Source organism: Shewanella donghaensis, from assembly GCF_007567505.1.
Classification (GTDB): domain Bacteria; phylum Pseudomonadota; class Gammaproteobacteria; order Enterobacterales; family Shewanellaceae; genus Shewanella; species Shewanella donghaensis.
In genome coordinates this window covers 2,432,382-2,452,533 of record NZ_CP041783.1, presented here as the reverse complement: position 1 = coordinate 2,452,533, position 20,152 = coordinate 2,432,382, and the positions used below count along the sequence as shown (strand labels likewise).

The window sequence follows — 20,152 nt, the reverse complement described above, 5'->3', positions numbered from 1 at the left end:
TCAGTTGAGTAGCCATTTTTAATGTTTATCGTTACATTAACGATTGCAGCAAATATTAAAACTTGTAGTTATAACCGATGGTGGCAGTTTGTGGCTTACCAGCAAAGATAGAACCATGAATACGAGTTGTCATATAGGTTTCATCAAACAAGTTATCAACCGTTAAATAAACTTCTGACGCATCATTGATGAAGTAGCGAGCAGATAAATCAATAACGGTTTTATCGGCAATTAGCTCATCAGTTGGGATACTAGCTTCACCCGCTTTAGTACGCATATCAGAGGTATAACGACCTGCAATAGTTACTTGCCATGCTTCAGCTTGAACCCCTGCAGATAAGTAGAACTGGCTTTCAGGTAAATACGGCAGTTCATAGCCTTTTTCTACATCGCCCCAAGATTCGAAATCTGAGCTAAAGTCATTTTGGAATTCAGCATTGGTGTAGGTGTAAGCCATTTTAACTGGGAAGCTGATGTCACCTGTATGGTAAAATTCATAGCCCAAGCTTAATTCAACACCGCTGACTTCAACTTCACCAGCATTATATTGGTTATCAATATTGTCATCATCACAACCTTGCGCAGCGGTACAGTTACCATGCATGTTGCTGTAATCACTGTAAAATGCGATAGCTTCAGAGTTTAACGCGCCAGTGTTGTAACGAACACCTGCTTCATAGTTCCAGCTTTCTTCTTCTTGGCCATCATCATTCCCCGGTGCTGAAGGCGCAAAACCTTGCTGAACACCTGCTAGAACGATTAAGTTATCGGTTACGTGATAAGTCGCAGCAACCGATGGTAAAATTACGTCAAAACTATTGCTGATATCTTTATCCGGTGCACCCTCACGGCCGACGTTAGTTTTACCCCAATCACGACGTTGAGTGGTGACATCTTCATAACGAAGACCTGCCGTAATGGCTAACTCACCAAAAGTCATTTTATCTTGTACATAAAAAGCAAATGCTTCAGCACTGTCTATACGGTTTGAGTCAGTACCAGGTATGCCACTATTTGTTAATGACATTACTTGGTTCGCACCTAACTCATAGGTATCAACCCACTGGAAGCGATCCATTTCATCTTCATGGTAACGCGCACCAAATGCTAAATCATGATCGCCAAGTAACCAGTTCAGTTCAGTTTGAATACCTTGGGATAAATACTCACGATTGTTTGCTTTAACTTGTACATCAATTGGTGACATTGAAGTTGGATCGTTATCAAAGGCTGCCGCGGCTTCAATACCACCACTGCTTAAGCTACTACCATCTACTTTTGAGGTTTTGTACCAGTTACGGGCAAAATTATTGTAATAAGCAGTCGTCGCAAGTGACACGGTATCGTTAAAGTCGATGATATGGTTTAACTGAATCTGTTTATGATCAGTGGTCATTTCATCTTTTTGAGATGCTGAATAACGAGTATAAGGTGAAGCGTTATAATCTTCTTCAGTTAAGCCCATGTAGGTTTCGTTAGATACTTCATCTGAGTACTTCAACTTTAATTCAACGCGTTGCTGATATTGTGCATCTTCAGCGCTATCAATGCTGATTTTAGCAAGGGCATCATTTTTAACAAAACCAGTATCGCCACCAACACCATTAATATCGCGGAAACCATCAGCTTGATAACTGTAGATTTCTGCTACTGCGCCAACACGCTCACCTTGACCGCCTGCATGGGCATGGACTTTAGCAAATCCATCTTGTCCTGCAGCAACATCAATGCCGCCAGCCAATTCTTCAACTGGGATTTGACGAGAAAGCATATTGATAATACCGCCAGTAGTACGAGGGCCATATTTTAGTGTTGAACCGCCTTTCATTATTTCAACGGTTTGCATTCTGCCTGACGTTGGGAAGTAGTAAGCAGCTGGAGAAGCATAAGGTGCCGGAGCGGCTAAAACGCCATCTTCCATGATGGTAATTTTTTCAGAACGATTCTGACCTGTTCCACGCATACCAATATTCGGGCGTAAACCGTAACCATCTTCTTCTTGAAGATAAACACCAGGAACAGAAGCTAATGTGCGCATGATGTCAGTGTATTTGAAGTTTTCAATTTCCACCGCACCAATAACGTGGGCACTACCAGGAACATTATTAACAGGATTAGCACTGCCAAAAATTGAAATTTGTTCCATGGTCGCATTAGTTTCTGATTCATTATCGGCAGCGGATGCTGAGAATGTGGCTAACAAAGCAGTGGCTAAAAGGCTAATACGTAGGCTGTTACGCTGACTCATGTAATTCTCCAAGACGATTTGTAAACAAAGTGAAAATAGCAATTGTTATCATTTGCATTTGATTATCGCGAAGTGTACTTAAATGAATCTTAAAATCAACATTTGAGTTAGATTTATTAACAATTGTGTTGTTCAATCGATTTGGATTAACATGAGTGCGATCCAGATCACGCTTTTATGTGCGGTTATCGTCACGATAAAATGTGTTTAATGAAGTCATCGGCTGAGTTTACGTGCTTTTTTGCTGTAAACTCGGTTTACTAAAAAGCCCAGCTCAAAATAAGAGATGGATGTCTTAAACTAATAAAAATGGATGTATATGTTTTTGTCACCTTATTACGCTAAGCAAGACGAGAGTGTGTTTATTTCTGCTTTGCAAGCGAGCAACTTTGCCAAACACGTCGCTGAAGACTTCAATCCTATTCATAATGTTGGCGCCAAACGTTTTTGTGTTCCTGGTGATCTGTTATTTGCTTTGGTGCTAACCGAGTTTGGCCTGAGCCAAAATATGAAGTTCAAGTTTGCAGGAATGGTAGGTGACGGTGTTGAACTGACTCTAGATAAGCAAGCTGGGGATAATTTCAGTATTTGTGACACTAAAGGTAAAGAGTATCTTCATATCGAACGTGAAGGTGAACTCTGTCAGTGTGATGTACAAAAAGCGGCATTCATAAAAAGCTATGTGGCTTTTTCAGGCCTTAACTTTATTCATGTATTAGTGCCATTGATGAAAGAATACGGCATGATGATTAACCCAACTAGACCCTTGGTCATTTATGAAAGCATGTCTTTTCACTTAGACACATTTGATTTCACTGATGTGAGTCTAGAGCTAGTAGAACAACACATGGAAATTGCCGGTAAACGTGGGGATGTAACCCTACAATTTGCCTTGAAAAATGATGGTAAAGTGATTGGTTCTGGTATCAAAACACTGGTATTAAGTGGTTTACGTGAATACGATGAAGAACAAGCACAACAAATGTGCCATACCTATGAGAGCAGTAAACTAAGCTAAAAACTCAGATGCTATGCTCGAAATTGTTTATGAGAAAGTAGCATTATTCCATTTGTAAAATACGATATTCCGTTTTTACACTATGCTTGAGGTAGGATACGTCTATTAGTTGATTATCACTTTCCGCTTGAGGTCTATATATGAAAAAATTATTACTATTATCGCTTTCGTTTTTCGCATTTTCTGCAAGCGCAAATATCATTTACGATAAAACGGGCGTAGAAGACAAAGATTTTATTTACGATGAGCACCAGTGCACTGAAATGTCGCAGCAAGTGCAAAAGAATACTGATTCTCGTGGCGTTGTCAGCAGTGCAGCGAAAGGCGCCGCAGTCGGTGCAGCGGGTACCGCTATAGCGGGTGGCAGTGGTTCAAGTGGTGCTAAAACCGGTGCTGGCGTCGGTGTTGCAGTGGGTTTATTAGGTGGCTCTAGAGATAGAAGAGCTAATGCTGCTAATTATGAAGCTGAAAAAGAAACGGTAGTGCGTAATTGTATGGCAAATCGTGGCTACACGATTTTAAACTAAGCCGCATTTTAAACTAAGCGTCACTAGGCTGGATGCCATATTAATGTAGGCATCATTTGCAAAAAAAACCATGCTACTTAGCATGGTTTTTTATTGTCTGAATTTTATTATCAATTGTGTATTGTTAGGGTTTGGCTGCTGGAAGAGTTTTTAACCTAGCAATAAACAATTTAGCTTCGTTTAAGCTAGGCTAATGTTCAATGAGTTATATATTATCAACGGCTTAATTTTTTGAGTCTTCTCGCTAATCTTATTTTTCTAATTCTGGTCTAACTGAACAATTCAGATCCGCTTGGTCAAATTGACTTAAGGTTGCTTCATTTTGATGAGTCCATAAACTGAAATTTTGCCCTTGGTACTTTGCGCCTGAAGCTGTTCTGCTCAGTAAAGCGATATTGGTGCTTTTGAGGTAGTCATTGCTTGGACTAATGGTAAATACAGCTGCAGGTGTCGCCGTGTCGTTATAGAAATATGCAGTAATTTTGGTCAAGGTATTATTTTCTGCCACTCCACATTGATATTGAATCGCAGCTGGTACTTCAAATACGCCTGCGGCAATCTGAAGTTCGGTGATACGTGAAGAGTAAGCTGCAGTGACGCATGCCGTCATGTCTTCAGCTTTCCAGCAGTCATTGCGTCCTTTTATCCAGCCTCGCTGTATCGGTTTTATCTGTGCGAATTCGGCTGCTTCGACTTTGTTGGCTAACTGCTGGTAAACATCGTTAAGTTGTATGTCGAGAATGGTTAACTGATTATTTTGACAAATTAACTCTTCGATTTGTCCTTGAGCGAGTTTGCAATTAAATGACGGTGCCTGTATTGCAGCTGAAGTAATCGATGAATTAAATAAGAGAAAAGGCAAAAAAATGAGCAATGACCTACGCATGTGATGAATATCCTATAAGTAAGATAATATGAAATAATCATAGCGTATTTAATCTTAGGAAGTGTACTTTTTACATGTAGGTGCTTTTTTTAGACAGCTTGAATTAGAAAGCTTGAATTAGAAAGCTTTGAGCTAAAGGATTTTGAGCTAAGGAGATTTGAGTTAGGGGATTTTGCATTAAGACTCTGTCAACGAAAGGGCTTTGTATAAAGTGACTTTAGGTTGTGGTGCTTTAGGTTGTGGTGCTTTAGGTTGTGGTGCTTTAGATTACAGCGCTTAAAATGATGTTGCTTAAAATTATGGGATTGAATCCAGGCTGTGTGAAATTAGTGGTTCTTAATGGATAGTAAGAACCACTCAATCAGAAATTAAGCCGTGGTATTGATGTTATGGCCTGAGTTTCCTACTGGTTGAGTCGGAGGCAGTGCCGCTTCAATTAAATCTAAGGCCATTTGCCCTTCGACTTCCTGTTGACCTTTAGCCATCACTGCCATTTTTAGGCTATTACCCGAATCGATATTCGTCGGCATTGAAGATGGTGCATTAACTGAAATGGCCATGTGTCGTTACCCTTACTTGTGATACAAAATTGATGATACAAAACTTTATAATAACGAAGATATAAAAATTATCTTAGTTTCATATCGGCAAGAAAGCGAAAAGCTTTAGCTATTATTCGATCTGCAGTATCGATTTAATTACCCGCTTGCTGGGTCATTTACTCAGTCATTAGTTTATTTGATTGTGCGCAATTTAAATGTGATAAGCTGTCTCAGTCTCTTAGTTTCATCAAAGGGACTCATTTAATAATATAGAATATTAATTTTGTTTAAGGAATCAATATGAGTGAAGAATTCGAGGCATTAGCATTAGAAAATCAAGTGTGCTTTGCGCTTTATAGTGCAACTAATGCCATGGTACGAGCTTATCGCCCTTTACTTGAAGAGTTATCGCTAACCTATCCTCAGTATTTGGTGATGATGGTGCTTTGGAAGGAGTCAGGTATTAGTGTGAAAACCCTGGGTGAGAAATTACATCTCGATTCAGGCACATTAACACCGCTTTTAAAACGGCTCGAAATCAAACAATTAGTTATTCGTGATCGCAGTAAAGAAGACGAAAGGGTGAGGGTGTTGCATCTAACACCAGAAGGCCAAGCATTAAAACATAAAGCCAGTAACATTCCTGAGCTGATGCGCTGCAAAGTGGGTGGTAATGTGGATGAATTAAGGCAGTTAAAATTATTGAGTGAGAAAGTGTTAAGTCATTTACTGTAGCAATTAAGCTGGGGACATAATCAGCGGCGCTGTCATAAAAGTTAAACTAAACTGTCATATAATCTAAGATGACTAAAACAATATCAATCATTAATTGGTATTCATTATTTTGAGATCTGGGCAGGGTGTTTGCTTCTGTTCTCTATGATATTTCACAAAGTTGGACAGATGTTATGTGGCAAATTTTTACCCGTTTTTTAGCATTGGGCTTTATCAGTTTTGGTGGCCCCGCGGCGCACATCGGTTACTTCAGACAGACATTTGTTAATGATCTTAACTGGCTTGATGACAAGCGCTATGGCAGTTTTGTTGCTCTTAGCCAATTTATGCCAGGGCCTGGTTCTAGCCAAGTTGGTTTTGCTATTGGTTATCATCGAGGTGGGCTAGCTGGTGCTATTGCGGCTTTTGTTGGATTCACGCTACCTTCCTTTATCTTACTTTTCTTATTAGCCGTTACTAGTGCGCAGTGGCTTGAGGCGGATGCTGTTGTTGGCATGATCCACGGCTTAAAATTACTTGCTGTTGTTGTTGTCGCAGATGCAACATTGGGCATGTTTAGCCAGTTTTGTCAGCGTAAAACCGCACGTATGATGATGGTGACTACAGCTGTTTGTTTAATATTGTTTCCTGCAATGCTGACACAGATTATGGTGTTACTCGTGGCTGCAATTCTTGGTGTCGTGTTCCTAACAAGAGGTGAAAATATCACACCAGATAACCAGCCTATAAAGTTAAATTACGGTTGGTTAGCGCTCTTTATTATTGGTATTTTGTCGACATTTTATTTTATAAATCAAACTGGCACATTAGGTCAGATTTTTGCTCAGTTCTTTCAGGTGGGTAGTTTGGTTTTTGGTGGCGGTCATGTGGTATTGCCATTACTCGAAGCCAACGTCGGTGAAATGGTAAGTCCTGATAGATTCTTAACGGGCTACGCTTTAGCACAAGCCGTTCCGGGGCCAATGTTTACTTTAGCCACTTTTTTAGGAGCTGACTTGTGGTTAGAGAATCCGCTACTAGGCGCACTGGTTGCTACCTTTGCTATTTTTGTCCCAGGATTTTTATTAATGCTGGTGGGATTAAAAAGTTGGCATGCTCTCAGTGAGCGACCTGCTATTTCAGGCGCGATTGCGGGTGTAAATGCCGCGGTTGTGGGGTTGCTATTGGCTGCGCTTTATAATCCTGTGTTTACCTCTGCAGTGGTTGAACCGAGCGATATGGCATTGGTCTTTTTAGGTTTTAGTTTATTAAAAATATTCAAGCCGAATATTGTTATCTTAGTGGCAGGTTTCGCTGCTACAGGTGCTTTATTGGCAGTGTTCTAGGCTTGTATTCACTTATTGTGCTGAAAATAACATGTATTCAAAAGGCAACAGTGTTGCCTTTTTTGTCTTTTGTTGGGCATGACTAGACTGTACTTAGCTACAAATATCATCGTTCTATCCCATTCCCCCTCTGTTATACCTCCTATTACGCTAGCTAGAATCTGCGCTAATTGTTACAGATTTACAGATCCTGTCTAAGACTAGCTCTAAAGAGATATGGTCGTCGATCGAGTTATTTCATAGAGTTTGATCTGTGTCAGTTAAAGAATAAAAAATTAGCAATAAAACTTCTTAACTACAACTTAATAACTATAATATTTTTATAACAATAACCCTAAGGGTGTATCAATGTCTAAATTGTCTCTGAGAAATAAGTTATTAGCGCTATCGTTGCTCCCTTTGATTTTTATTTTAGGGGTCTTACTGACGATTTTTTATATTAATGAAACCAGTTCAATGGAAGACAATATTTCTCACTTTAGAACTGAATTAATTGAAGAGCGTAATAATCAAATGAAAGAGGCAATAGAAATTGCCCAAACTGTGATTGAATATCAGCAATCTTTAGGCAGCCAAGGTGATTTTAAAGCGGCATTACGTGATATTCGCTTCGGTGAAGCGGGTTATTTTTATATGTATGATGATACCGGTATGAGTGTTTTTCATGCCGTTAACCCGGCATTAGAAGGCCAGAATAAAATTGATATGGCAGATCCCAATGGGACCAAAATCATTGTTGGACTTTTAAGGGCGGCTAAATCGGGTAAAGGGAATTTTTCCTATTTTTATAAAAAACCTGGCACTAATGACCTTGTAGAGAAGCTCGGTTATGCGGTGATGTTACCAAATTCAAATTGGATGTTAGGTACAGGGGCTTATATTGATGATATTGAAGAATCAATCGTCGAATATCGGGCGACTATTGAAGCACAAATGAATGAAAAAGTAGGGATGTTTTTATTATTAGCCAGCATCCTTGGTGTCGTCACAGGGGCAATCGTGGTTGTGGTTTCACAGCGAATGGTGGCGCCGATTCAGGATATGGCTTTATCACTTAATGACATCGCTAAAGGCGAAGGGGATTTAACCAAGCGTTTAGATGTTAAAGGCACTGATGAAATTGCGCAATTAGGCCAAGCATTCAACTTATTTGTCGACAAACTTCATGCGATTATTTCAGATGTGTCATCGGCGACAGGTAAAGTGAAAACCGCTGCAGAAGTCATCAATGGACAAACGGTGGATATGTCTAAGCAACTGTACAATCACAATAGCGAAATTGATCAGATTGTGACTGCCATAACTGAGATGTCAGCTACGGCAAATGAAGTCGCTCAAAATACCAGTATGGTAGCCGATGCGACTGATGTTGCCAGTGATAACGTGTCTCAAGCTCAATCCTGTGTAGATACTTCGTTATCAGAGGTGTCGAAATTAATGCAACAAATTGATAGTGCAGCTAATAATATCAAGTTGTTAAGCGAACAATCTAATAAAATAAACTCTGTATTAACAGTGATTGGCGCGATTGCAGAACAAACAAACTTACTGGCATTAAACGCAGCTATCGAAGCGGCGCGCGCTGGTGAGCAAGGTCGCGGTTTTGCGGTGGTTGCAGACGAAGTAAGAAATCTCGCAAGCCGCACTCAAAAAAGCACCATTGAAATTAACGAAATGCTAGCTGACTTACATAAACTTGTCGCAAATGCAGTGGATGAAATGGAGCAAAGCCAACAAAGTTGCTTGAGTTCAGTTGAGTCGTCGCGTGCTATTTCTGAAAGCTTAGGTGCAGTAACTTCATCAGTGACCAGTATTAATGATATGAGTACGCAGATCGCAACAGCCGCTACTGAACAAAGCTCGGTTACTGAAGAGATCAATCGTAATATTAATTCAGTACAAGAGATCGTTAACGACCTATTGCAATCAAGTCAGGAAGCCTCAGAAGTAAGCCAAGAAGTGGCCAGTGATGGCGACAAATTAGGTCTGTTAGTAGGACAGTTTAAAATCTAATGTTCCTTCTACAATGGTTAAATTAGTTCGATTGAAGTTATTTAATCAAGCTGTTTCGATTAAGGCTTTTCGATCAAACCTTTTGCTAAAATATAAAATGAATCGCTTGCGGTTCATTTTTGTTTTGAGTGACAAACAAGCTGCTCAATCTTTAAGGCCAATATCTATTTCACTATTTATTTCACTACCTATATAACTATCTATATCAGTATCTATCTGAGTATTGACTTCATCATTCATCTCGAGATTCCTGTTAAGGTTTATCTGAAAATAGTACCTGTCTATTGTGACCAAGCCGCATTAGTCCCACGAATAAACCCTCACTAAAATGCCATTGTCGTCTAGGGCTATTAATTCTAAGCTTGGCTAGCGAGCGTTGACTCATTAAGAGTGAACTTAAAAGGGATAGCATCTTATCCATCACTATGGATATTCGAGGATTTTTTTTTGTTATCAATTAAAATACTAATGTTTGTTAATAATCGACCTTGAACTCTAGGTTTAGTTGCCCTCATGGGGTAAAATGCGCGGTTAATTGTATTGTTTGCCGCTAATTTAAGTAGAAAATTCATGTTTGAAGTAAATCCAGTTAAATTCAAAATCAAGGAACTCGCTGACCGCACCGATCTTCTTCGGGGGTATCTTTGACTACGCTGCAAAACATGAGCGTTTAGAAGAAGTCACCAGAGAGCTTGAAAGTGCAGAAGTATGGAACGATCCAGACAATGCTCAAGCCTTAGGTAAAGAGCGCAGCGCCTTAGAAACCGTAGTGAAAACTATTGATGATATGGACAGCGGCCTTGAAGATATTGAAGGACTGGTAGAACTTGCCATCGAAGAAGAAGATGAAGAAACCTTTAACGATGCTAGCACTGAATTAGATGATCTTGAGAAACGTTTGGAAGAACTTGAATTCCGCCGTATGTTCTCAGGCCCTCATGATGCAGCAAACTGCTATTTAGATATTCAATCAGGATCAGGTGGCACCGAGGCGCAAGATTGGGCCAATATGGTACTGCGGATGTATTTACGTTGGGGTGATGCCCATGATTACAAACCTGAATTAATTGAAGTGACTGACGGTGATGTTGCTGGTATTAAAGGTGCGACCATTAAGTTTAATGGCGAATATGCCTTTGGTTCATTACGAACTGAAACTGGCGTACATCGTTTAGTGCGTAAATCGCCATTTGATTCATCGGGTAAGCGTCATACTTCGTTCTGTTCTGTGTTTGTTTATCCAGAACTTGATGATTCAATTGAGATTGATATCAATCCTTCTGATTTACGTATTGATACCTACCGCGCCTCAGGTGCAGGTGGACAGCACGTCAACAAAACTGAATCAGCGATACGTATTACCCATGTGCCAACCAATACTGTGGTGCAGTGTCAAAATGACCGTTCGCAACATAAGAACCGTGACGCTGCCATGAAACAATTAAAAGCGAAACTGTACGAGTTAGAAATGCTCAAACAGAATGCTGATAAACAAGCCGCGGAAGATGCCAAATCAGATATTGGTTGGGGCAGCCAAATCCGTTCTTATGTGCTTGATGATGCCCGTATTAAAGATTTACGTACCGGTGTTGAAAACCGAAATACCCAAAGCGTCCTAGATGGCGATTTGGACAAGTTTATTGAAGCTAGCCTTAAATCTGGCCTTTAACGTTTAACGAGAGAAGAAGATGACTGAACAAACCCAAGACGAAAACAAGTTAATTGCAGAACGTCGCGCGAAACTAGATCACATCCGCGAAAACTGCCCTGCAAATGGTCACCCAAATAACTTCGATCGCAAACATAAAGCTGCCGATATTCAAGCTGAATACGGTCACTTCACCAAAGAAGAGCTTGAAGGCATGGACGTTAACCGTTCAATCGCTGGCCGTGTAATGGCTAAACGTGGCCCATTCTTGGTTATCCAAGATGTATCTGGTCGCATTCAAGCTTACGCAGGTAAAGATGTTCAAAAAGACCTTAAAGCGACTTTCCAAGGTTTAGACATCGGTGACATCATTGGTGTAACGGGTAAGCTGCACCTTTCTGGTAAAGGCGACTTATACGTGAACATGGAGCAGTACCAATTGCTCACTAAAGCATTGCGTCCACTGCCTGAAAAGTTCCACGGTCTATCAGATCAAGAAACCCGTTACCGTCAACGTTATGTTGATCTTATCGTTAACGAAGAGTCACGTAATGCATTTATTATGCGTTCAAAAGTAGTTTCAGCTATCCGTAACTTCATGATCAAAAAAGAGTTCATGGAAGTTGAAACCCCAATGATGCACAGCATCCCTGGTGGCGCTACCGCGCGTCCGTTTGAAACTCACCATAATGCACTTGATATGGCGATGTACTTACGTATCGCACCTGAGCTATACCTTAAGCGTTTAGTAGTTGGTGGTTTTGAGCGTGTATTTGAAGTAAACCGTAACTTCCGTAACGAAGGTTTGTCTCCACGTCATAACCCAGAATTCACCATGATGGAATTCTATATGGCTTATGCTGACTACAAAGATTTAATGGATCTTACTGAAGAAATGCTAAGTTCAATTGCCACTGAGCTTTGTGGTTCTACAGCGCTTCCATACGGTGAGCATACAGTTGATTTTGGTGGTCCATATGCACGTTTAAGCATGTTAGACGCTATCAAAAAATACAACCCAGACAACGCAACTATTCAGTCTATGACTTATGAAGAAGTTAAAGACGTTGAGTTTATGCGTGACTTGGCTAAGAGCCTTGGCATGACTATCGAGAAGTTCTGGACTTGTGGTCAACTACTTGAAGAAATCTTTGGTGAAACCGCTGAAACTCAGTTAATGCAACCTACGTTCATTACTGGTTACCCAGCTGACATTTCACCACTTGCACGTCGTAACGATGAAAACCATTTCATCACCGACCGTTTCGAGTTCTTCATCGGCGGCCGTGAAGTGGCTAACGGTTTCTCTGAGCTTAACGATGCAGAAGATCAAGACAGCCGTTTCAAAGCACAAGTTGATGCTAAAGATGCGGGTGATGATGAAGCAATGTTCTACGATGCCGATTATATCCGCGCACTAGAGCACGGTTTACCACCAACTGCAGGTCAAGGTATTGGTATCGATCGTTTAGTGATGTTGTTCACTAACACTCACACTATTCGTGACGTGATCTTGTTCCCAGCGATGCGCCCAGAAGCGTAATTGTTGATTAAGCCGTTGGCTTAATAATCACGATTAAAAAACCAGCCTACTTGGAAAAGTGGCTGGTTTTTTTATGGGTGATGGTTAGATATTGATGGTATTAATTTCTTGTTCTATTCAGGGCAAAATTTAAAAGAATACAGGTATCTCATTAGAGTCAGTGACGGAATTACTTTTGCTGCTGCTCGGGCCTTTTTGTCAAACTCTGATGCAACTAGGATTCCGCGGATATCATCTCGGTTTTCTTCATCCATAACACTCCCTATATAGCTTAATATTTGAGCTACTGCTCGTTGTCCTGCAACTCCAGTTTTTAATTCAATAACGACAGGTGTTCTATTTCTATCTTCAGCCGTAATGTCAATAAATCCTGTTTCTACGGATCGTTCCCGCCCTCCATCAGTAATTTTCAACCCTTGTTCTACTTGATTAATATTCTGACGAATAGCCACTTGCATATCTCTTTCAAGCCCTATAGTTATATTATTCTCAGGCTCAGGAATATGTTCAATTTCAGCAGCCTCCAAAATAGGATCTTCTGAGCTATCTTCCAGAAACCTTCTATAGCGTCGAACAGCATCTCTATATGAAGCTAAATTATTATAGGCATTACCATCGAATGGGATTTTTGTTTGGTTTGGCCTGTTATTTCTTCTGTCTTGAGTTGTGTAAGTTAGCTCAGAAATAAGGCTTTCTAAGCGATCACTTTTATATAAACCGTCCAGTTCTCCATAATGTTCTTCGACCCTTCCTGCTCTATGCATTTGAGCGGTGACTGTTCCGTCATGGTAATTTTGCGCTAACAGCCAATCTCTATAATTTTTCGATTGCATTTAGACCTCCTTGTTTGTGTACTTCTCCGAAATTGGAGAGTCGCTTGACTAAAATTGTGAGGCATTAAGGCATTAAGGCATTAAGGCATTAAGGCATATTAGGTATTTTCAACTTCAGCATCCCACATTTCAGTATCTCCTGAATTGAACTTGGCAAACCAAAGCTTAAGTGTGGAATTACTTAGATTAACTCCTGTTACTACTTGTGAAGCACTTAATAAAGCTTCTGATATTTCGGCATTTTCTGCTTCTTTATTCGTTGCATATGGAAAACATTTTTCTATTAGGAATAGTATTCTAATGAGATTTCTCTCCTCAGAGTCTGGGTTCTCAGTTGTTGTTAGCAGGAAGAATGCTTGCGTAATTAAAACAGGCAATATTATATCAAGATTCTTTTTTTGCTTGACCCAAATTCCTTCAATGAGGCTAATTCCAATAGCTCTTTGTTGGGCGCCTTTGCCAAAGTAACTCAAAGTCTTTTCTAGTAAATCTGCCTCATTTTTATTTTTAATTTCTATGTGAGAAAAAATAAATTGAATGATGGCTAACGCCCAACCTGCTACCGCTAATACGATCTTCCAATCCATAATGACACCTAACATTGATTAAGAAATTAGTGGACTCTAAGTAACCGAAAATATTCCCAAGCCAATTTTTGATATTTTCTATATTTAATTTATAAACTTACACGATATTATTAATTGATGCTATCGAGGTTTTTGGTTGAATTATCATCTATTCAAATTGATATAGTTTGTGGTTAAAAAGTCGTGGGTTTTCCACCCACACCCGAGCAAGAAGGGAATCAACAGCAATCCCCCTCTTGCATCTCCCTGTGCCGCTCCGGCGAAGTGTTGAACCTCATGCTAAATGAGCGAATTTGCTATCGCCTCAGATTCGCCATCCATGGCTCAACTGAGGCTATGTCGGCGTCCTGCCTCCATCACGCAAATTAGCTCACCGCATTCGGCACTTCCAACGGAGTCTATTGTGCCTGCAGGTTCGCTTGTTATTTTTGAGTTTAAAGCCATAAAAGTAGGTGTTGAGATTAAATCTTTTCTCTTTGGCACTTATTTGAATGTTCCATTTGAATTGAGGTAAGCAAAAAAATTGCGTGAGTCTGGCCATGGATGGCCAGCTAGCTTTCGAGGGGAAGGGACGCCCCATCGTAAGCGTTAGTGATTTTTGAAGATTACCGAAGCAGCCTACAAACGAAGTTAAAAGCTGGATCGTACCCCGTTGAAAACATGCGTTTTTCAGCATTTTTCGTTGGGGCAGCGGGGTGTTCCAAGAGGGTATTGCTGTTGATACCCTTTTGGTCGGGTGTGGGTGGACAACCCACGATCTTAATCCAAACGAAGTTTGGAAATCACAGTTGCACCGACTTCAATTCAAATAGAATGAATCACGACGTTAATCCAAACGAAGTTTGGAAACCACAGTTGCATCGACTTCAATTCAAATAGAGTGAACCACGAGGTTAATCCAAACGAAGTTTGGAAATGCAGTTGTTTGTTTAACAAAACAAAAAACCAGCCTAATGGCTGGTTTTTTTATATCTAATAAAGAATCAACACTATGAAGTGACTATTGACCTTTTTTGAACGGCTGATAAAAATTAGTACGGTGGTGCACTGGAATGTCTTCTAAGGCTAATGGACCATCTTGCCAAGGATTACCATTGTCATAGAGAGACTCAAGCACGTAATAGCGATTGCCATGTTGACCTAATAACTGCCAACTTCTGTACTGACGATAGGAACAATGACTATCACTTCGTGGGTCGCAATTACTACTGGTTGGGTTGCCATTTAACCATTCAAGCGAACGGTATAGAACCACTTGGTTGTTCTCCATATACCAATGCAGGGGCGTTGTTTTGTACAAAATGCTGCCATCGGCAGAGGTTGCCTTTAAGTTTGCGCTACCGTCGGCTAACAGCTCCCATTTGATCCCGTAACCCATTACATCATATTTGGGCTGGCTGCTGCTAAAACCATGATCCCAATTACCCACCAAATCACTGGTTTGCCAGCTCGATGCTGATAGTGTCGTCGCCATATTGGTGTACTGTACATTGACTTCGCCTTTTTCATACAGGGCAAATACCGATGCGCCACCTTTACGATCAGAGCGATCGTCAAACAGTTTTAACCAACTAATGCTGTAATCAGCAAAGCTCATTGTTAGCACGCCATCGGCATCGATAACCCAAGTGAAATTAGCGTTATCTTCCAACACCGAACCGCTGCCATTATCATCGAACTGATAAGTCATTGCAGGTAAGCTATTTTGCAGGCGGTTTAACGCTAGTGCGGTTTCGGAATAATGTTCAAAGACAATAGATTGTCCTTGTAGATCTTTCTCTTGCCAGACTTCGACGTCATCGATATTAAAGGCAGTGAAATACATCTCTTCATCGATGATTTCGTTGGCAACCTCAACGCCATTATCTCTATCTACGCACACTCGATGGCGCTTAAAGATTTCGACAGCTTGTTGCACACCTTTAAAGCGTCCTTTGATCATCTCAAAACGCTTACTTATTGGTGTGTAGGTACAATTGGCTGGATCTGGGATCCCTTCTATCCAATCAGACCGAAGTTGAGTTGACCAAGATGTGGTGTCAACGACAATGCCACTGCCATCAATCGACCAACTCGCTGTGGTGATTTCGTCAAGACTCTGTTGGGTGAAAAGGCCATTTTCAGCAAAGGTGTAAGATAAGTTAAACGGCAGACCTAATCTAACAGTGCCAGGCGCACTAGCTAAAGTCGCGTAGTAGGTTTTACCATTGGCTAAGAAGTCATTCGCCTTATTGCCAGTGTTTTGCTTTTGTTGATCTAACAATGAGTCAAACAGCGCTTTACCTGTGTCATCTGCATAAATATCACTTAAATACTGCTGCATTCCGACCATACCATTGCTGGTTGGCAATGTTTGATTAGTATCTGTCGCATAACTCAATGCTGTCGCTATTTCTAGCAGCAACTCAGTATCGATATTTTTATAATGCGCGGCGAGTACTGTGGCATCAACACCAGTATCAGTAATAAAGTCACTATCGCCAAAAAGAGTGATTAAATACAGGTAATCAGCAGTGGTTAAACTGTCGAGATCGGCTTTTATATTGCCACTAGCTGCAGACATCTGTTGCAGCGAAGCGGCTTTCTTTACTATCGTTTTATTTGATGTTGGCTCGGCTTGGGTGACATTTTGCAGTAACTCAGCAACAAGACCTGTGCGAACAAGTGGATTTTGAGCCACATCTGCGCTTAATTTATAGGAACCTTGTTGTTGTAATATATCGACATCAACAGGTAGAAGATAATTGCCATTGGCATCAGTTGTGGTGACAAAACTCTGCTCATTAAGGGTTAATGTAATATCGGTATCGCTAACGATTGCGCCATTATTGTTAGCATTACCTGAGAGCTCGATACTGTGATGGGTGTTGTTAAGTGTGAAATCAAGCAGTAACTCAGTGGTTTCACCACTGTCATCGGTGGCAACAAATTTAAGCTGCCCGGCTTCAGTTTGAGTCACCTTAGGCATTGTTATCGTTAGCGTGTCGCTCATTTGACCAGAAAGTACTGCCGTGCTGCCTGAGATTTGCTGCCACTGTGTTGCAGCGATATCACCATCTTCATCAGCGACTGTCGCGGTGACAGTGTAAGTCTTATCTTCATCTAGTTGAGTGAGCGGTTCAATACTCACGGTTGGCGCTAAATTGTTGAGCAGTTGCACATCAACTAACGTCGATGCTGTAGCGCCTTCATTGTCTGTAACTGTGAGCTTAAATGTCACCGTTTGATTTTCATCTATACTGGGAATGGTTAAGCTGATATTGGCGGTATCTGAACCACTTATTTGCACTTCAACCCCCGCAGTTTGCTGCCATTGATAGCTGGCGATACTGCCATCGCTATCTGTAGCATTAGCGTTGATCTCTAGTGATAAGCCTTCTTTAATTGTTAGCGCTTCGATAGGGGTTATTTGTGGTAATTGGTTCTGAGGAGTTGGCGTTGATTCATCACTACCGCCGCCGCACGCTGTTAACGCTAATGTAAGAGGTAATACTGCTAACGAAGTGAGTGTTCTTTGAGACATACGTTACCTTTATTATTATTCTGGGGTAAACCATTGCCTACATAAAGATTGGGTACTGCTTTAATTCCTTTTTAAGCACTTACAAAAAAATATGTAGTGTTAAAGTTATTATTGTTTTAAATGTTCGCTGTCAATTTACATTAGCGCAACCAAAAATCAACTGTAATTAGTTACAAATTGTTAAGGTTAGGCTTAATGACTATATAGTTATTTCAAATTAGTTTTTTTATCTAATTAATGGCATCTTTTTTAATATTATGACTACTCTCCCGAATAGCTAATTCGATAAACCGCATTTGCGGCATCATCAGATACCAGCAGCGAACCATCTGCCATGGTTAACACCGCTACAGGTCTGCCCCAACTTTGTTCCCCTTGCAACCAGCCTGTGGCAAAGGGTTGGTAATCACTTACTTTATTACCATCTAGCGTGACCTGCATGATGCGGTAACCGACTTTACTGCTGCGATTCCATGAGCCATGTTGGGCGATAAAAATATCCCCTTTATATGACGCTGGAAATTGCTCGCCTTGGTAAAACTCCATTCCTAGTGCTGCCACATGGGCGCCTAAATTAAGCTTTGGCGGTGTGTTCAGTTTGGCTTTAGTTGCATCATAAAACTCAGGGTCGGCAATGTCAGCGTTATGCACATAAGGGAAGCCAAAGTGCTGGCCAACTTGGGTGACATGATTAAGCTCGTCATCAGGTAAGTCATCGCCCATCATGTCGCGGCCATTGTCGGTAAACCATAATTCGCCGGTGTCAGGATGAAAGTCAAAGCCGACACTATTGCGCACGCCTTTAGCAACTATGGTGGTTTCTTTAGTATCAACATCGAGTTTTAAAATGGTAGCAAAGGGCAGGTCGCTCTCGCAGACATTACAGGGCGCACCCACAGGAATATACAGTTTGCCATCTGGGCCAAAGGCAATGAATTTCCAGCCATGGTGAGATTTGTTTGGCAGTTGGTCATACACCAGTTCGGGTTTCGGCACATTGGGTAGATGTTTCTCTATATCCCGATAGCGCCAGATTTTATCTACTTCAGCGACATATAAACTGCCATTATGAAAAGCAATGCCTGATGGCATAAATAAGTCTTTGGTGAGTACAATTTGTTTGTCGGCTTTTAAATCATTGTTGGTGTCGATAAGCGCATAAAGATTGCCCGCGCGGCGACTACCGACAAACAAGGTGCCGTTATCGCCTAACGCCATTTGACGGGCATTTTCGACATTTTCGGCATACACCTCGATAGTAAAATTGGGCGGTAGTTTAATGTTTTCTATCGGCAGCGCATTCACGCTTAGGGATACCAGCATCGCTGATGATATGGCCGCAGTGTGTTTTAGCTGCAGCCCTAAGAATAGGGGAATGGATTTCATCACAAACATGTCCTTGTTAGTTGTTTTTATTGATTATACCGTGGCGATTTGTACTGCCTGATTATCATACTCGCTAATGAGCTTCAGTTGAAATCTCGGGTTAACCTCTGTTGACGGTGTTGCTTTTTTGGCTATTTATCCTTTTATAGCACTATTTATAGAACCAATTAATACGAGTAATAGTCCATAGATTTTTTGCTACAGCAAAGTCAGCGTTTAAGTTTAGCACCTATCAAAAAAAGCCCTTTTCAGGCACAATAGCGCGCAATTATTGCTATTGATATTAAGGGCTCACAATGACGCAACTGACAATTACTACGCCGGACGATTGGCACTTACATTTCCGTGATGGAGATATGCTAGCTGAAACCGTACCTGCCACCGCGCGTTTATTCCAACGTGCGATTGTGATGCCTAACCTTGTACCGCCTGTAACCGATGCGGCTATGGTGTCAGCTTACCGTGAACGCATCTTAGCGGCGCGTCCAGCTGGTAGCAGTTTTGAGCCGTTAATGACCTTGTTTTTAACCAATAACACCAGCGCGCAAGACATTATTGATGCTAAAGCTGCCGGTGTTGTGGCTGCAAAATTATACCCGGCTGGCGCTACGACTAACTCTGATGCAGCAGTTAAAGCATTAGATGCGTTATTTCCTATTTTTGAAGTGATGGCTGAGCAAGGCATGTTACTGCTAGTTCACGGTGAAGTGACTGAGTCACACATCGATATTTTTGATCGCGAAAAGCTGTTTATCGAGCGTTATTTAGCGCGCATCGTTGAAGCTATGCCAACCCTTAAAGTGGTGTTTGAGCATATCACCACTAAAGAAGCTGCTGAGTTTGTGGCGAGTGCTCCAAGCAATGTTGCAGCAACTATTACTCCGCAGCATTTATTGCTAAACCGTAATGACTTATTGGTTGGCGGTGTACGCCCACATAACTTCTGTTTGCCAGTGCTAAAGCGCAATATTCATCAGCAAGCATTGCAAGCGGCTGTAGCAACGGGTTCAAGTAAGTTCTTTTTAGGTACCGATTCTGCGCCACATGAAAAGCATCGTAAAGAATCAGCTTGTGGTTGTGCGGGTTGTTACAGCGCCTGGAGTGCATTAGAGCTTTACGCACAAGTGTTTGATGACTTAGGTGCTATCGATAAATTAGAAGGCTTTGCTAGCTTACATGGCGCCGATTTTTATGGCCTGCCACGTAACACGGGTACGGTAACTTTAGTGAAAGAAGACTGGACTGTACCAGAGCAAATCATTTTGCCAAACGGCAGCCCAATCGTGCCATTTTTTGCTGGCGAAACAGTTAACTGGAAAGTGAAAACCGTCTAAATAT

15 protein-coding genes are annotated in these 20,152 nt (G+C 41.1%); 8 read left to right on the top strand and 7 right to left on the bottom strand.

Translation table 11 applies throughout. From position 1 onward, the window contains the following. Positions 1-55: 55 nt before the first annotated feature. The gene (locus tag FPK91_RS10455; protein WP_144211148.1) at positions 56-2,248 is read right to left on the bottom strand and encodes a TonB-dependent receptor family protein; all 2,193 of its coding nucleotides are present in this window, start codon (positions 2,246-2,248) and stop codon (positions 56-58) included. Positions 2,249-2,567: 319 nt separating this feature from the next. Between FPK91_RS10455 and FPK91_RS10450 the strand changes: the two genes are divergently transcribed. Both FPK91_RS10450 and FPK91_RS10445 read left to right on the top strand, forming a co-directional pair. Continuing rightward, positions 2,568-3,266: a DUF3581 domain-containing protein gene (locus FPK91_RS10450; RefSeq protein ID WP_144211146.1), complete on the top strand. Its 699-nt coding sequence runs from the start codon at positions 2,568-2,570 to the stop codon at positions 3,264-3,266. Positions 3,267-3,406: 140 nt separating this feature from the next. Continuing rightward, entirely contained in the window at positions 3,407-3,793 is a 387-nt protein-coding gene (locus FPK91_RS10445; protein ID WP_144211144.1) for a glycine zipper family protein, read from the top strand. A gap of 250 nt (positions 3,794-4,043) precedes the next feature. On the opposite strand, the gene FPK91_RS10440 is transcribed toward FPK91_RS10445, so the two are convergent. Together FPK91_RS10440 and FPK91_RS10435 are read right to left on the bottom strand one after the other, a co-directional pair. Continuing rightward, complete coding sequence (locus FPK91_RS10440; RefSeq protein ID WP_144211142.1) at positions 4,044-4,679, bottom strand: MliC family protein; 636 nt, start codon at positions 4,677-4,679, stop codon at positions 4,044-4,046. A gap of 368 nt (positions 4,680-5,047) precedes the next feature. Beyond that, complete coding sequence (locus tag FPK91_RS10435) at positions 5,048-5,239, bottom strand: cytoplasmic protein (RefSeq protein ID WP_144211140.1); 192 nt, start codon at positions 5,237-5,239, stop codon at positions 5,048-5,050. Positions 5,240-5,521: 282 nt separating this feature from the next. Here FPK91_RS10435 and FPK91_RS10430 point away from each other — a divergent pair, with 282 nt between their 5' ends. From FPK91_RS10430 to lysS, 5 genes are all read left to right on the top strand, one after another. Further along, on the top strand, positions 5,522-5,956 hold the full coding sequence (locus FPK91_RS10430) for a MarR family winged helix-turn-helix transcriptional regulator (RefSeq protein ID WP_144211138.1): 435 nt from the start codon (positions 5,522-5,524) through the stop codon (positions 5,954-5,956). Positions 5,957-6,129: 173 nt separating this feature from the next. Then, positions 6,130-7,281, top strand: coding sequence for a chromate efflux transporter (gene chrA, locus FPK91_RS10425; RefSeq protein ID WP_144211136.1), 1,152 nt, complete (start codon positions 6,130-6,132; stop codon positions 7,279-7,281). Between the two features lie 348 nt (positions 7,282-7,629). Beyond that, positions 7,630-9,294, top strand: coding sequence for a methyl-accepting chemotaxis protein (locus FPK91_RS10420; RefSeq protein ID WP_144211134.1), 1,665 nt, complete (start codon positions 7,630-7,632; stop codon positions 9,292-9,294). Between the two features lie 570 nt (positions 9,295-9,864). Next, positions 9,865-10,963 (top strand): peptide chain release factor 2 gene (gene prfB, locus FPK91_RS10415; RefSeq protein WP_168926920.1). Its coding sequence is split into 2 segments (ribosomal slippage): positions 9,865-9,939 and positions 9,941-10,963, totalling 1,098 coding nucleotides; the frame shifts between segments, so codons are not numbered across the junction. 19 nt (positions 10,964-10,982) lie between these two features. Then, a complete protein-coding gene (gene lysS, locus FPK91_RS10410) occupies positions 10,983-12,485 on the top strand; it encodes a lysine--tRNA ligase (protein ID WP_144211130.1) in 1,503 nt (500 codons plus the stop codon). A gap of 113 nt (positions 12,486-12,598) precedes the next feature. Here lysS and FPK91_RS10405 read toward each other — a convergent pair whose 3' ends face one another. From FPK91_RS10405 to FPK91_RS10390, 4 genes are all read right to left on the bottom strand, one after another. Then, entirely contained in the window at positions 12,599-13,318 is a 720-nt protein-coding gene (locus tag FPK91_RS10405) for an endonuclease NucS domain-containing protein (RefSeq protein WP_144211128.1), read from the bottom strand. A gap of 98 nt (positions 13,319-13,416) precedes the next feature. After that, a complete protein-coding gene (locus FPK91_RS10400) occupies positions 13,417-13,905 on the bottom strand; it encodes a hypothetical protein (RefSeq protein ID WP_144211126.1) in 489 nt (162 codons plus the stop codon). Between the two features lie 1,000 nt (positions 13,906-14,905). Further along, positions 14,906-17,428 (bottom strand): PKD domain-containing protein, encoded by a 2,523-nt coding sequence (locus tag FPK91_RS10395; protein ID WP_144211124.1) that lies wholly within the window; start codon positions 17,426-17,428, stop codon positions 14,906-14,908. 261 nt (positions 17,429-17,689) lie between these two features. After that, positions 17,690-18,751, bottom strand: a complete 1,062-nt coding sequence (locus tag FPK91_RS10390) for a PQQ-dependent sugar dehydrogenase (protein WP_227006760.1) — start codon at positions 18,749-18,751, stop codon at positions 17,690-17,692. Positions 18,752-19,110: 359 nt separating this feature from the next. Here FPK91_RS10390 and pyrC point away from each other — a divergent pair, with 359 nt between their 5' ends. Continuing rightward, a complete protein-coding gene (gene pyrC / locus FPK91_RS10385; protein WP_144211120.1) occupies positions 19,111-20,148 on the top strand; it encodes a dihydroorotase in 1,038 nt (345 codons plus the stop codon). Positions 20,149-20,152 lie beyond the last annotated feature (4 nt).